Origin of the sequence: Vibrio sp. 10N.286.48.C11, assembly GCF_041469805.1 — a bacterium.
In the GTDB taxonomy this organism is placed as follows: Bacteria; Pseudomonadota; Gammaproteobacteria; order Enterobacterales; family Vibrionaceae; genus Vibrio; species Vibrio crassostreae_C.
This window is the reverse complement of sequence record NZ_JBFRLK010000011.1, coordinates 86111-99765: the sequence shown is the minus strand read 5'-3', so window position 1 is coordinate 99765 and position 13655 is coordinate 86111. Positions and strand designations below refer to the sequence as shown.

Annotated in this window: 13 protein-coding genes; 1 reads left to right on the top strand and 12 read right to left on the bottom strand. The window is 44.7% G+C overall.

Going from position 1 to position 13655, the window contains the following annotated elements; translation table 11 throughout:
- Positions 1-88: 88 nt before the first annotated feature.
- From deoD to AB4209_RS03835, 12 genes are all read right to left on the bottom strand, one after another.
- Positions 89-808: a purine-nucleoside phosphorylase gene (gene deoD, locus AB4209_RS03890; RefSeq protein ID WP_017063285.1), complete on the bottom strand. Its 720-nt coding sequence runs from the start codon at positions 806-808 to the stop codon at positions 89-91.
- A 65-nt stretch (positions 809-873) separates the two neighbouring features.
- Positions 874-2094 carry a phosphopentomutase gene (locus AB4209_RS03885; protein WP_017068223.1) on the bottom strand — a complete coding sequence of 407 codons (1221 nt, stop codon included), beginning with the start codon at positions 2092-2094 and terminating at the stop codon, positions 874-876.
- 76 nt (positions 2095-2170) lie between these two features.
- Positions 2171-3499: a thymidine phosphorylase gene (gene deoA / locus AB4209_RS03880; RefSeq protein ID WP_017063283.1), complete on the bottom strand. Its 1329-nt coding sequence runs from the start codon at positions 3497-3499 to the stop codon at positions 2171-2173.
- 223 nt (positions 3500-3722) lie between these two features.
- Complete coding sequence (gene deoC, locus AB4209_RS03875; protein ID WP_010436196.1) at positions 3723-4499, bottom strand: deoxyribose-phosphate aldolase; 777 nt, start codon at positions 4497-4499, stop codon at positions 3723-3725.
- 520 nt (positions 4500-5019) lie between these two features.
- A complete protein-coding gene (locus AB4209_RS03870) occupies positions 5020-6282 on the bottom strand; it encodes a NupC/NupG family nucleoside CNT transporter (RefSeq protein WP_017058833.1) in 1263 nt (420 codons plus the stop codon).
- Between the two features lie 204 nt (positions 6283-6486).
- Positions 6487-7299: a TatD family hydrolase gene (locus tag AB4209_RS03865; RefSeq protein ID WP_372054885.1), complete on the bottom strand. Its 813-nt coding sequence runs from the start codon at positions 7297-7299 to the stop codon at positions 6487-6489.
- Entirely contained in the window at positions 7280-7435 is a 156-nt protein-coding gene (locus tag AB4209_RS03860; RefSeq protein WP_372054883.1) for a hypothetical protein, read from the bottom strand. The genes AB4209_RS03865 and AB4209_RS03860 overlap by 20 nt, the downstream gene beginning before the upstream one ends.
- Before the next feature lie 105 nt (positions 7436-7540).
- Complete coding sequence (gene prfC, locus AB4209_RS03855) at positions 7541-9121, bottom strand: peptide chain release factor 3 (RefSeq protein ID WP_017059244.1); 1581 nt, start codon at positions 9119-9121, stop codon at positions 7541-7543.
- 172 nt (positions 9122-9293) lie between these two features.
- Positions 9294-9749: a ribosomal protein S18-alanine N-acetyltransferase gene (rimI, locus tag AB4209_RS03850; RefSeq protein ID WP_017059243.1), complete on the bottom strand. Its 456-nt coding sequence runs from the start codon at positions 9747-9749 to the stop codon at positions 9294-9296.
- On the bottom strand, positions 9742-10140 hold the full coding sequence (locus tag AB4209_RS03845) for a DNA polymerase III subunit psi (RefSeq protein ID WP_017063280.1): 399 nt from the start codon (positions 10138-10140) through the stop codon (positions 9742-9744). Before AB4209_RS03845 ends, rimI begins: the two co-directional genes overlap by 8 nt.
- Positions 10141-10338: 198 nt before the next feature.
- Positions 10339-10842: a GNAT family N-acetyltransferase gene (locus AB4209_RS03840; RefSeq protein ID WP_017059241.1), complete on the bottom strand. Its 504-nt coding sequence runs from the start codon at positions 10840-10842 to the stop codon at positions 10339-10341.
- Positions 10826-11395: an SCP2 domain-containing protein gene (locus AB4209_RS03835; protein ID WP_372054881.1), complete on the bottom strand. Its 570-nt coding sequence runs from the start codon at positions 11393-11395 to the stop codon at positions 10826-10828. The genes AB4209_RS03840 and AB4209_RS03835 overlap by 17 nt, the downstream gene beginning before the upstream one ends.
- 216 nt (positions 11396-11611) lie before the next feature.
- Between AB4209_RS03835 and AB4209_RS03830 the strand changes: the two genes are divergently transcribed.
- Positions 11612-13651, top strand: a complete 2040-nt coding sequence (locus AB4209_RS03830) for a bifunctional diguanylate cyclase/phosphodiesterase (RefSeq protein ID WP_017068226.1) — start codon at positions 11612-11614, stop codon at positions 13649-13651.
- The last annotated feature ends 4 nt before the right edge of the window (positions 13652-13655 follow it).

Here is a 13655-nt window from a genome sequence, read left to right as displayed (position 1 = left end):
TACAGCAATCCAATAAAAAGCCCCGACGCTCAGGCAGCAACGGGGCTTTTTGTTATCTGTTAACTTATCAAGCTAAGACAAATCAAGATTATTCTTGGTCACCAAGCAACACTGAGTCTAGTGCGATAACCATCATGTCGTTGAAAGTCGTTTGACGTTCATCTGATGTCGTTTGCTCACCAGTCTTGATGTGGTCAGAAACAGTACAGATCGTTAGAGCTTTTGCGCCGTATTCAGCACATACACCATAGATGCCAGCCGCTTCCATCTCTACGCCAACAATGCCGTATTTGTCCATTACTTCGAACATCTCTGGATCTGGCGTGTAGAACAGCTCAGCCGAGAACAGGTTACCGACTTTTACGCCGACACCGAGAGCTTTGGCTGCATCTTCTGCCGCGCGCACCATTTTGTAATCCGCAATAGCCGCAAAGTCATGATCTTTAAAGCGAATACGGTTCACTTTAGAGTCAGTACATGCGCCCATACCGATCACCACATCACGCACTTTGATATCTTCGCTCACTGCACCACAACTGCCCACACGAATGATCTTCTTCACACCAAAGTCTTTGATCAGCTCAGTCGCGTAAATAGAACAAGATGGAATGCCCATACCGTGTCCCATTACCGAAACCTTACGACCTTTGTAAGTACCGGTGTAACCAAACATGTTGCGAACGTCGCACACTTGAACCACTTCTTCTAAGAAGGTTTCAGCGATGTATTTAGCACGTAGCGGGTCACCTGGCATTAAAACTACGTCAGCGAAATCACCCATTTCAGCATTAATATGTGGAGTAGCCATTGAAAATATCCTTAATCTCAAAACAAAAAAAGAAGAGAGAGGTTTCCCTCTCTCTTCGTTAACTATTATAGAAAGCTTGTACCGTGTCCCATTGGCGATGTACCAAAGTATGACGCTAAGCTTTGACCGATATCAGCGAACGTATCGCGACGGCCTAAAGAACCGGCTGGAACCTTCTGACCGTAAACAATCACAGGGATGTGCTCACGAGTATGGTCTGTACCTGGCCATGTTGGATCACAACCGTGGTCAGCCGTTAGGATAAGCACATCATCTTCTTTCATCATATCGATGATTTCATTGATGCGACCATCGAAGTACTCAAGTGCCGCTGCATAACCAGCAACATCACGGCGGTGGCCGTAAGCTGAGTCGAAATCAACGAAGTTAGTGAACACGATAGTGTTGTCGCCTGCTTCATTGATCGCTTCTTTGGTTGCTTCAAATAGCGCAGGAATACCTGTTGCTTTGGTTTTCTGAGTGATGCCACAACCCGCGTAGATATCAGAGATCTTGCCGATTGAGTGAACGTTACCGCCCTTCTCATCAACCAACTTCTGAAGAATGGTGGCTGCAGGTGGCTCAACAGAAAGATCACGACGGTTACCAGTACGTTCGAATTGACCTTTACCTGGGCCAATGAACGGACGAGCGATAACACGACCAATGTTGTAGTCTTCTAGCTCTTCACGAGCAATCTGACAAAGGTCTAATAGGTTTTGCAGGCCGAATGTCTCTTCGTGACAAGCGATCTGGAAAACAGAATCTGCAGAAGTATAGAAGATAGGCAAGCCAGTCTTCATATGCTCTTCACCTAGGTTATCTAGGATTTCCGTGCCAGATGAGTGGCAGTTACCTAAGAAACCAGACAGGCCTGCACGCTCAAGGATGCGGTCAGTCAGTTCTTTTGGAAAGCTGTTCTCTTTGTCGGTGAAGTAGCCCCAGTCAAACAGTACAGGAACACCCGCAATTTCCCAGTGACCTGATGGCGTGTCTTTACCAGAAGACAGCTCAGCAGCGTGACCGTAAGCGCCAATGATCTCAGCGTCTGCATCCATACCAGGAGCAAAGCGACCTGTAGACTCTTTGTGAGCCATCGCTAGACCTAGCTTAGACAGGTTTGGCAATGTCAGTGAACCTTTACGATCTGCATTGTCTGCAAGACCTTGGTCACAATGATCTGCGATGTGGCCCATAGTGTCAGAACCTACATCACCAAATTTGTCTGCATCCGCTGTTTCACCGATACCGAATGAATCTAAAACTAAAATAAATGCTCTTTTCATTTTCTTCACCAACTTATTGCTCTTTGCACCAGAACTCTGTTTATCGGTATACGCGAGGCATACCGATAACGGTTATTTACACGTCTTCAGAACGAATCTGACGGTAAACGTCTGGCGTTGCTGTATATTCTCCGCCCACAGTGATTGCATTTTGTAATGCTGTTGCAGCTTCTTGCCACTGTTGTTCGTTACGAGCATGAATCATTGCTAATGGCTTATCTTCACTTGCTACTTCACCTAGGCGAATGAAGTGATCAAAACCGACTGCGTAATCAATGCTGTCAGTTGCTACACGACGACCGCCGCCCATACCAACCACAGCCATACCAATTGCACGAGTATCCATTGCTGATACCACACCGCTTTCTAACGCGTACACTGGCTTAATAATGTCTGCTTTTTCTAGGTAGTTATCGTAGTTCATTACGAAATCAACTGGACCACCAAGGCCCGCTACCATTTTACCGAAGCACTCTGCTGCCTTACCGTTATCCAGTACTGCCATCAGTTTTTCGCGCGCTTCGTCTGAGTCTTTAGCTAGGTTACCGAGCACCAGCATTTCAGCACACGATGCTAGAGTGATCTCTAACAAGCGAGGGTTACGGTATTCACCCGTTAGGAACTGAACCGCTTCACGAACTTCTACTGCGTTACCCGCTGAAGAAGCCAGCACTTGGTTCATGTCCGTTAGGATTGCTGTTGTTTTAGTACCCGCACCGTTTGCTACTGCAACGATAGATTTCGCTAGCTCTTCAGATGCTTCGTAAGTCGGCATGAATGCGCCTGAACCTACTTTTACATCCATCACTAGAGAATCAAGGCCCGCAGCCAGTTTCTTAGATAGGATTGAAGCCGTGATCAGCGAGATGTTATCGACTGTTGCTGTGATATCACGAGTTGCGTAAACACGCTTGTCAGCAGGAGCTAGATCGCCTGTTTGACCGATGATAGCCACGCCAGCATCTTTCGTTACTTCACCGAACACATCGTTGGTTGGTGTAATGTTGTAACCCGGAATAGATTCCAGCTTGTCTAGCGTACCGCCAGTGTGGCCTAAACCACGACCAGAGATCATTGGAACGAAACCGCCACATGCTGCCACCATTGGGCCAAGCATCAGAGAAGTAACGTCGCCAACACCACCAGTAGAGTGTTTATCAACGATTGGGCCATCAAAGTTCATGTGGCTCCAGTCAATCACCATGCCTGAATCACGCATTGCACACGTTAGTGCGATACGTTCTGGCATCGTCATTTCATTAAAAAAGATAGCCATTGCGAATGCGGCAATTTGGCCTTCAGAAACCGTGTTCTTAGCCACACCTTGAATGAAGAAGTTAATTTCTTCAGCTGTTAGGACTTCACCGTCACGTTTTCTGCGAATAATTTCTTGAGGTAGATACATTAGTGCCTCCCAAACTCTAGTGAGTATGGTTTGTAGGGAAAAGAGGTAATATGGAGTGGCTTGACGCCACTCCATCAAACAGACTTATTATGTTCAATACTCTAAATATTTGGCGTTGCAGTTAGGCGACCAGTGAGTTCATTCCTATGAGCATAGAGGCTCTATGTGATTAGGAGGAACTTACGCAGTCAACAACGCTGCGGTGTCAAATATGACGAGTAAATTAGTATGCTGCTGGATCAGCAGTCTGGTCTGTCACTTCTAATGTATTAAGAAGGTTAGTTAGTAGGCTTGAAGCACCAAAACGGTAGTGCATGTTGTCTGCCCACTCAGCGCCTAGTAGCTCATCAGCCATTGCTAGGTATAGTGCTGCATCTTCAGCAGTACGTACGCCACCAGCTGGTTTGAAACCAACTGTTTTAGCAACACCCATGTCACGAATAACTTCAAGCATCATGCGCGCGTACTCTGGAGTCGCGTTTACTGGCACTTTACCTGTTGAAGTTTTGATGAAGTCTGCACCTGCTTCGATACAGATTTGAGAAGCTTTCTTGATTAGTGCTTCTTCTTTCAGTTCACCTGTTTCGATGATCACTTTAAGCGTGATGTCACCACAAGCTGCTTTACACTGTTTAACTAGCTCAAAGCCAACTTCTTCGTTGCCAGCAATAAGAGCACGGTATGGGAATACTACGTCAACTTCGTCTGCGCCGTACGCTACCGCTGCTTTTGTTTCTGCAACAGCAATTTCGATGTCGTCATTACCATGAGGGAAGTTAGTTACAGTCGCAATGCGTACTTCTGGAGTACCTTGCTCACGCAACGCTTTCTTAGCTGCTGGGATAAAGCGAGGGTAAATACAGATTGCAGCGGTGTTGCCTACTGCAGTCTTCGCGTCATGACAAAGCGCCACTACTTTTTCAGTAGTATCGTCGTCATTTAGCGTAGTTAGGTCCATAAGTTTAAGTGCACGTAGAGCTGCTGCTTTTAAATCGCTCATTTCTATCTCCGATCAATATATTCAAATAGTTAACTACTTCGCCCTCCATCCAGTATAGATGGATATTTTAGTAATGCTCAGTAGCCACAAATGAACGGACTTGGTTCCCTGAAGACTTGATAACTTTCGCTACCAATTGCAATCCTTGTCACCGCACAGTACCAGTTTGGTCTATGGCACAACAAATCAGTCATGTTGTGTCTAACATCTATAGCGTATCGCTAATTTTGGCTTAATCCCAGAAGAATAACGTTCGAGTTGATTTCGAGGTTACTTTCTTGCCAACAGAGACATCCTATCCCTTTAGCTTATACATTATAGGTATCCATCAATAAATTGTAGTGCTCCTTAGAACGCAAACGGTTTGTATCTCAAAAAAACATTCTAGACCCTACATCGAATCTAAGCATAAGCGCGTGCATATACTAAAAACGGCAGGCCTAAAAACAAAAAAGCCCCGCAGCAATTTCTTGCTACGGGGCGATATTATTATGGCGTCTATATATCGATTTCTAACTAATTAGAAAGACAGGAAGAAGCCAGCAATTGTTGCTGCCATCAGGTTAGATAGAGTACCAGCAATTACCGCTTTAACACCCATACGTGCGATGTCGTGGCGACGGCTTGGTGCAATACCACCTAGACCACCTAGAAGAATCGCAATTGAAGAAAGGTTTGCGAAACCACATAGTGCGAATGCGATGATAGCTTGAGTCTTCTCAGACATCACTTGACCAGTTGCTGCAACAACTTGAGCGTTTTCACCAACGTATGGTACGAAGTTTAGGTATGCAACGAATTCGTTAACAACTGTCTTCTGACCAATGAAAGAACCAGCGATAGTTGCTTCTTCCCATGGAACACCAATGATGAATGCTAGCGGTGCGAAGATCCAACCTAGAAGAAGTTCTAGAGTTAGGTTTTCCATACCGAACCAACCACCGATGCCACCTAGGATACCGTTGATTAGAGCAATTAGACCGATGAATGCTAGTAGCATTGCACCAACGTTAAGTGCTAGTTGTAGACCAACTGATGCGCCACCTGCTGCTGCGTCGATAACGTTAGCTGGTTTGTCATCGCCACCGTCCATTTCGTCAGCGATGTTGTCGTCTGGCGTATCTGTTTCAGGCTTGATGATTTTAGCGAATAGTAGACCACCAGGTGCTGCCATGAATGACGCTGCAACTAGGTACTCTAGAGGTACACCCATAGATGCGTAACCTGCTAGTACACCACCAGCTACAGAAGCCAAACCACCACACATTACTGCGAATAGTTCAGAGTTAGTCATTTTAGGAACAAATGGACGAACAACTAGAGGTGCTTCAGTTTGACCAACGAAGATGTTTGCTGCTGCAGACATAGACTCGGCGCGAGAAGTACCTAGAGCTTTCTGAAGACCACCACCAAGAACTTTGATTACAATTTGCATAACACCAATGTAGTAAAGTACAGAGATAAGTGCAGAGAAGAAAATCAGAGTTGGTAGTACTTGGAAAGCAAAGATGAAACCGATACCGTCAACTGAGAAGTTAACTAGGCTGCCGAATAGGAAACCAGTACCGTCTTTACCGTAGTCGATCACGTTTGCTACACCAGCAGAGAAACCTGCAAGTAGATCACGACCCCAAGGGATGTAAAGTACGAATGCACCAAGTGCGAATTGGATAGCGAAAGCGCCACCCACTGTTCTTAGATTAATAGCTTTGCGGTTGTCAGATAGTAGTACTGCGATTGCGATCAGTGCAACCATTCCGACTAGGCTCATAAACAGGCTCATAGTTTATGACTTCCTTATTAGTTATTTATTGGCGTGTTACAAAATGGGGCTATAAAGCGGAGGCAATTATACTCATGCGACCACTAATAAAGTAATGCCGTCCTCACACTTTCGTAGAAGATTCATGTACCATTCACACGCAAATGTGACCCAAATCACAAGCTCAGTGCAATTTACGCAAACGATAAACAAAAACCTTCGATTTCATTCACATATACCGAATGCGCGATGGCTATTTTGCCAAATTTGCGCTGCAATCGATTGCTTTGGCTCTTTTCTAAGCAAAAAAAGTTCATTTAAGATCGTAACTAAATATTTGGAATGATTAACATTTCCTTGGTTTCCATACATGGGCATGTCCGGAGCATCCGTTTCCAATACCAGACATTCAAGGGGCAATTTTGCCATGGTTGTGCGTGTTTTTTGCGCTCTTGGGTAAGTTATCGTTCCACCGACGCCAATATAGAAACCGAGCTTGATCCACGCTAAAGCTTGCTGTTCACTCCCTGAAAAGCCGTGAATCACACCACCTAAGGTGAACTTATGCTGCTTTATTAGCTCGATAAGTCGGTTATAAGACTTCCTCTCATGGATGATTAAAGGCAGCTCAAACGCCTTGGCAAGTTCCATTTGTTGGATGAAAAAGCGCTCTTGTTTCTCCTGTTCCACATCCACAAAAAAGTCCAACCCACACTCACCAATGGCCACACACTGACGTGTTTTTGATGCGAGTAGTTGGTGAAGTTCTTCAAATTGCATCTCATCCGCTTGCTCTAAAAAGTAAGGATGAAAGCCTAATGCGTAGTAAACATTGGGGTGAGATTGCGCAATTTTCTCAAGCTTATGCCAGTTATTTTGACCGATAGAAGGGATGAGTAACTTCTCAACTTGAGCCTGTTTTGCCTCTTTGATATATCCCTCAATGCTCAGCTCATGGGTAAAACCTTGCTCAAACGCCTCAAAGTCTGCGTGGCAATGTGTATCAAATAGCGGAAAATCACTTGTTTGCTGTGTCATCTTTCCCACTCTCAGCTTTCTGCCCTTGAGGATCACGGCGATAAGCAACACAACTGCGCTTGTTCTCAGGCGTTAACCCAAGCTCTTCACACCACTTATCGTATCTTTTAACCCAAGTTTTTATCCAACCCAACATACTTACCTCAAGTCTCAGCCTTTAAACCTTAAATAAAACGCATTAAAAAACGCCTATTGCAGAACAATAGACGTTTTTGTTTAACTCTAATAGATCGCGGAGAAATTAGTGCTCGCGCGTCGCTCGGAATTGAACTTCAGGGAAACGTTCAGAAGCTAGGTTCAAGTTCACCATAGTTGGTGCGATGTAAGACAGGTTGTCACCGCCATCTAGCGCAAGGTTAGATTGGTTCTTACGTTTGAATTCTTCTAGTTTCTTAGCGTCATCACATTCAACCCAGCGAGCTGTTGCAACGTTAACACCTTCGTAGATAGCTTCTACGTTGTATTCCGCTTTCAAGCGCGCTACAACCACGTCGAACTGAAGCACACCAACCGCACCAACGATCAGGTCGTTGTTTTGCATAGGACGGAATACTTGTACTGCGCCCTCTTCTGAAAGCTGAACTAAGCCTTTTAGAAGTTGCTTCTGCTTAAGTGGATCGCGCAGGCGAATACGACGGAATAGCTCAGGTGCGAAGTTAGGGATACCAGCGAACTTCAGGCTCTCACCTTGAGTGAAGGTATCACCAATCTGGATAGTACCGTGGTTATGTAGACCGATAATATCACCCGCGTATGCTTTTTCAGCACGTGCACGGTCACCCGCCATAAAGGTTACCGCATCAGAGATACTTACACTCTTGCCTGTACGAACATGGTTCATCTTCATACCTTGGTTGTAAGTACCCGAAACGATACGCATGAATGCGATACGGTCACGGTGTTTAGGGTCCATGTTTGCTTGGATCTTAAATACGAAACCAGAGAACTTCTCTTCTGTCGCTTCAACATCACGCTCGTTCGCTTGACGCGTTTGAGGTGCTGGAGCCCATTTCGTTAGACCATCAAGCATGTGGTCAACACCAAAGTTACCCAATGCAGTACCGAAGTAAACCGGCGTTAGTTCACCCGCTAGGAATAATTCATGGTCAAACTCAGGACAAGCACCGATAACAAGCTCTAGCTCTTCACGTACGCTTTCCGCAAGATCAGCACCTACTGCTTCATCTAGCTCAGGGTTATCTAGACCTTTGATGATACGAACTTCTTGGATCTCGTGGCCGTGGCCAGATTCATACAAGATCGTTTCATCACGGTGAATGTGGTAAACACCTTTAAACTCTTTACCGCAACCAATTGGCCATGAGATTGGAGCACAGGCCATACCTAGCTCGCTTTCCACTTCATCAAGCACTTCCATCGGGTCACGAACATCACGGTCAAGTTTGTTCATAAACGTTACGATTGGAGTATCACGCAGACGTGTTACTTCCATCAGCTTACGAGTACGGTCTTCGACACCTTTAGCAGCATCGATAACCATCAAACAAGAATCAACCGCTGTTAGCGTACGGTACGTATCTTCCGAGAAATCTTCGTGTCCTGGAGTATCGAGTAGGTTTACTAGGCAATCATTGTATGGGAATTGCATTACCGACGTAGTTACCGAGATACCACGTTCTTTTTCCATCTCCATCCAGTCAGATTTAGCGTGCTGGTTAGAGCCACGGCCTTTTACGGTACCCGCTTTTTGAATCGCGTTTCCGAATAAAAGAACTTTTTCAGTAATCGTGGTTTTACCCGCATCCGGGTGAGAGATAATCGCAAACGTTCTACGTTTGCTCACTTCTTGTTGGAAAGACATAGTCGCCCTTTGCTGATCTAAAGCGTAAAAAGGGCAAGTAGATAATACTTGCCCTTGAATTCTGTGTGCGGATTATACAGAAAGCGTATCACTTTCTAAAGGGTCAGTTTACACCCTATTTTTTGGCTAATTTTGTGATTAGCTATCTAGTTAGCGAAAAGACGTAACATGACTAGCTAAAAGACATAAAAAGATAGCTCATAATGATGGCATCTTCGTTGCCTTGTTTAGTTGGATAGTAATTACGACGGCGATCAACTTCGTTGAAGCCTGCCTTTTCGTAAAGATTAAACGCGTTCACATTACTTTCGCGAACTTCCAGCCAAGCGCTTTCAGCATCAGCTTGTTCACATATATCAAGGAAATGTTCAGTTAGTGCCTTACCATAACCTTTGCCTTGCTTGCTTGGGTCTACCGCAATATTAAGCAGCGTCACTTCACCAACAATATTTTGAGCGAAGAAATAGCCCACCACTTGTCCATCAACTTCAAGGACATGATGACAAGCGCCTCGGCTATCAAGATCTCGGATCATATTTTCAGACCAAGGGTGAGAATGCGCGGCCTGCTCTATCTTCCAAATGGCGTCTAGGTGTTGTTGTGAAGTCGGTAAAAATTGATTAGTCATAAGCACAAATTTGTTGCCATAAGTCGCGGCGGTGTTGGTTGTTACCGTTAATGTCAGACAGTAATGGCGATTGAAGTGTTTTAGCCTTCAGCTCTTGAGCCGACTCACAACCAGCAAACCATATCCACTCAACCGAACCTAAATCCACAGTAGACAAGTGTTGCGGTTGAAGGTGTAAAGCCTGAGATAAGTCGAGCTTGATACTTTTGAGTACTCGCTCAAACATCACGGCGAGATCTTCCTGAGGTTTTTCAGGCGAAACCAACAGTAACTTGCAATCGCTCGAGAGCGGAGTCAATTCAGATTCATAACCTGCTAAACGCTCTGGGTGACTTAGTTCCCATTGGCTAATGCCCATCTCATGTAGGTATTGCGCGTGTGTTTGTGACATATCTAGCGGTAGTAACCTTAAGTTTATTGGAGCCAAAGTTTATTGAAACCAGAAGTTTTTTAGAACTAGTTTTGTGAAAGCTGCCTCTATTGAAAGAGCGCTTATTAGAGCAGGGCTGATACTAACAAAAAATAAAGGAGCATCAAGCTCCTTTATTTAGACTAAATCAGTTTGTATCTTGTTGCGTGATAAATCAGCTTATAAGTCGTTGAACTCAGGACTGTAAGCAATCTCACCAGAATGCCCTGCAAGCGCACCTTCAACTAACTCGATAGCTTGGAAAGCTCCTTCAGGTACATCCCAAGTGCAGCTCAAACCAAATTCACTCGCAGCCTTGAAACCAAAGCGACCGTAATAGGCAGGATCACCAAGCACGACACAGGCTGGGTAACCAAAATCAACCAAAGTAGAGAAAGCATCTTCAACCAGTGATTTAGCAATGCCTTGGTTGCGGAACTCTTCTTTCACAGCAAGTGGTGCAAGCCCCTGCCAGTTGTGATCGTCACCTTTAAGGGTAATTGGGCTAAACATCAGGTGACCAACCACCTCGCCTTCGTCGGAGCAAGCCACCAGCGATAGCGTTAAATGACTATTCTCACGCAAGCTCATAACCAAATTAGCTTCTGCATCCGTTTCAAAAACAGATTTCAATAAACGATCAATGACAAGTATATCTGCCGGTGCTTCAGTTCGAATAAGCATTCATTACCTCACTTTGTGTATCTGGGGATTGTACTCCCTTCTGCACAAAATCAGCTAATTGATTTAACAAAGTTTTCATAGGAGTCGGCAATAAGTCCAAATCTACGCTATCCATCAAGTTTTTGACCTCTAAACCGAGCTCTGTATCACCTTCAATAGACAGTCGACGTTGGAAGAAAAGCGTATCTGGGTCTTCTTTACGTCCCGCAATCAACACAAGATCGTTAAGATTGCCGCTAAAGCTTACATCTTCAACCACCTCATTATCAGCTACAACCAGTTGCTCATTTTTGTAGCTAATACACCAACTTAACCCCATGTCTTTTATTGAGACTTTCAGCCATTTGTCTTCTAAAAACTCAAAGTCACCGTCCTCTAAAGCTTCCTTGAATACATTCTTAAGCGCCTCCAATAAGGCTCTTTTTTGTACTGTTTTAGGCAATAACTGGACTGGAGATCGCAAAATTGATGCGGCATTTTGAACTAGTTGAGTGCGAATCTTGTTTATCACGTGACTTATCCGTAACTTTGTCAATAATATGGAATGCATCATAGATGATGTTGAGATCTCAGTTACTGTTATGTATCAAATTAACTTCTGTTTGATACTCGACCTTTAATATCCTGAAAATCACAGTTATAGTAACTCAGGTAATGAGAATTACAGCGGATCGCTGCACTCACAGGTAAATATCGATAGCCACACAAAAAGTAATAAATATTTATCGATAGTGAATATTCAAGCTCTTGGAGAATTGGTAGTACTTTGATGCCTCCCCAACAACTACAACATTGGTTTACCCAGCTAACTGCAAATAGTCCGTTCTTTTTTGCAGTACTTGATGCTCAACATAACTATTTTATGGTGAATGAGCGTTACTGCGATATTGCTGGTTTGAGTCAAACAGAGCTTGCAGGCATGAATGATCGCCAAACATTGGGCGAACAGTTCTACCAACATCTCAAGCCTTACTATGAGCGTGCATTCAGTGGCGAAACGATTGAGGCCGAAGTCACCCTCAACGAAACAGACCTCGATACCAGCCTTCATTTCAGCCTATCTCCGCTTACCAATGGCAACAAAACCGACTACATCGTCTTTCACGCCTTCGACACATCAGAAAACCAAGTACTTGTCCGTTCTTTAGAAGAATCCGAAGCCAAATTCCACAAACTATCTCAACTACTTCCAGATGGATTACTGCTCGTTGAAAGTGACTACATCTTGTCATCTAACCCAGCAGCAGCGCGCTTGCTTGGCTTTAACTCAACCACAGAGTTAATTGGTGAAGAGTTGGGACGCCTATTTATCGATGAACAAACCAAAACAGTCTTCAATAATAACCTCAGCTCTATTATTTCTGAGTCTGGTTTGGTTTGCTTAACGGGTGCACGATGCGGCTTTGAACGTAAGGTTCAGCTCAACATCGACTCCACCACTGTTCTTGGAAGCAACACTCAGTTGGTGCTTATCCAAGACGCACAAGAAACCGCAAAACAATACACACCGGCAAACAGTGAAGATGCCTACATCGATGCACTGACCAAGCTCTACAACCGAGTTGGGTTTACTAAGCGTCTTGAGCAGTTCATTCACAACGATACGCCGGTGGTGATGCTCTACTTAGACATTGATAACTTCAAGAATATCAATGACTCACTTGGTCATCACATCGGTGACAAGGTGATAAAAGAGGTCGCTTCGCGCCTTAAACGCTTACTGCCTCGTAAGGCCGTGATTGGGCATTTAGGCGGGGATGAGTTTGGTATTATCTTGCCAGAACCTGAACATCAGCGAACACCTGAAATGCTCGCTGAAAAGATCATATCCCTTATCAACCAACCCTTCGATCTTCACCACTTTAGCAAACGCTTAGCCTGCTCAATTGGTAGCGTGAGCTTTCCTCAAGATGGGACTGATGCTCGTATCTTGCTGCAAAATGCAGACACAGCAATGTATGAAGCCAAAGATCGTGGTCGCAACCGCCTGATCAAGTTCAACGAACAGATGAACAAAGAAGCGCGCATGCGACTGTGGCTTGAGATAGAGCTACAAAAAGCGCTGCAACAGAATGGACTTGAGGTTTGGTATCAACCAAAAGTGAATGCCCGTGATTTCACCATCAACGGCGCTGAAGCTCTGGTACGTTGGAAGCATCCTGTCGAAGGTTATATCAGTCCTGCTGCGTTCATTCCTGTAGCGGAGCGAGCTGGTCTTATCGAACAACTTGGCCGAGTGGTAATGCGCGAAGTGTTTGCTACGGTTAAACGCTGGAAGATGCAAGGTATCCTTCCAGGTCGAGTGGCTATCAACCTTTCACCAGAACAGTTTGGTAACCCAAAGCTGATTGATTACATGGAAAAGCTACTACGTTCGACCGAGCTTGATCCAAGTGCGATTACGTTCGAGCTAACGGAAAGTGCGGTGATGAGTGATAGTGAACACACACTCCAAATGCTTAACGCCATCAAGAAACTTGGCTTTGCTCTCTCCATTGATGATTTTGGTACAGGTTACTCTTCACTGTCTTACCTTGCTCGCTTCCCAATTGATGAGCTTAAGATAGACCGTGCTTTCATCTCTGATATCGATACCCTACCAAAGCAAATCACCGTAATTGAAAACATCATCAACCTAGGTAAATCTCTCGATTTGACCGTGGTTGCTGAAGGTGTCGAAACCAGTGAGCAAGCGACTCTATTATCGAACCTCAACTGTAGTTCGATTCAAGGCTTCCACTTCTACCGTCCGCAACCAAAACAAGATGTCGAAGAGTTGTTTGCCCAAAACCGCCGTCATAAGAACTAATCAA

Excerpts from the sequence above, each read along its gene's own strand:
- deoD (WP_017063285.1), bottom strand. The coding sequence starts at position 808 with ATGGCTACTCCACATATTAATGCTGAAATGGGTGATTTCGCTGACGTA.
- AB4209_RS03885 (WP_017068223.1), bottom strand. The coding sequence starts at position 2,094 with ATGAAAAGAGCATTTATTTTAGTTTTAGATTCATTCGGTATCGGTGAA.
- deoA (WP_017063283.1), bottom strand. The coding sequence starts at position 3,499 with ATGTATCTACCTCAAGAAATTATTCGCAGAAAACGTGACGGTGAAGTC.
- deoC (WP_010436196.1), bottom strand. The coding sequence starts at position 4,499 with ATGAGCGATTTAAAAGCAGCAGCTCTACGTGCACTTAAACTTATGGAC.
- AB4209_RS03870 (WP_017058833.1), bottom strand. The coding sequence starts at position 6,282 with ATGAGCCTGTTTATGAGCCTAGTCGGAATGGTTGCACTGATCGCAATC.
- AB4209_RS03865 (WP_372054885.1), bottom strand. The coding sequence starts at position 7,299 with ATGACACAGCAAACAAGTGATTTTCCGCTATTTGATACACATTGCCAC.
- AB4209_RS03860 (WP_372054883.1), bottom strand. The coding sequence starts at position 7,435 with ATGTTGGGTTGGATAAAAACTTGGGTTAAAAGATACGATAAGTGGTGT.
- prfC (WP_017059244.1), bottom strand. The coding sequence starts at position 9,121 with ATGTCTTTCCAACAAGAAGTGAGCAAACGTAGAACGTTTGCGATTATC.
- rimI (WP_017059243.1), bottom strand. The coding sequence starts at position 9,749 with ATGACTAATCAATTTTTACCGACTTCACAACAACACCTAGACGCCATT.
- AB4209_RS03845 (WP_017063280.1), bottom strand. The coding sequence starts at position 10,140 with ATGTCACAAACACACGCGCAATACCTACATGAGATGGGCATTAGCCAA.
- AB4209_RS03840 (WP_017059241.1), bottom strand. The coding sequence starts at position 10,842 with ATGCTTATTCGAACTGAAGCACCGGCAGATATACTTGTCATTGATCGT.
- AB4209_RS03835 (WP_372054881.1), bottom strand. The coding sequence starts at position 11,395 with ATGATGCATTCCATATTATTGACAAAGTTACGGATAAGTCACGTGATA.
- AB4209_RS03830 (WP_017068226.1), top strand. The coding sequence starts at position 11,612 with ATGCCTCCCCAACAACTACAACATTGGTTTACCCAGCTAACTGCAAAT.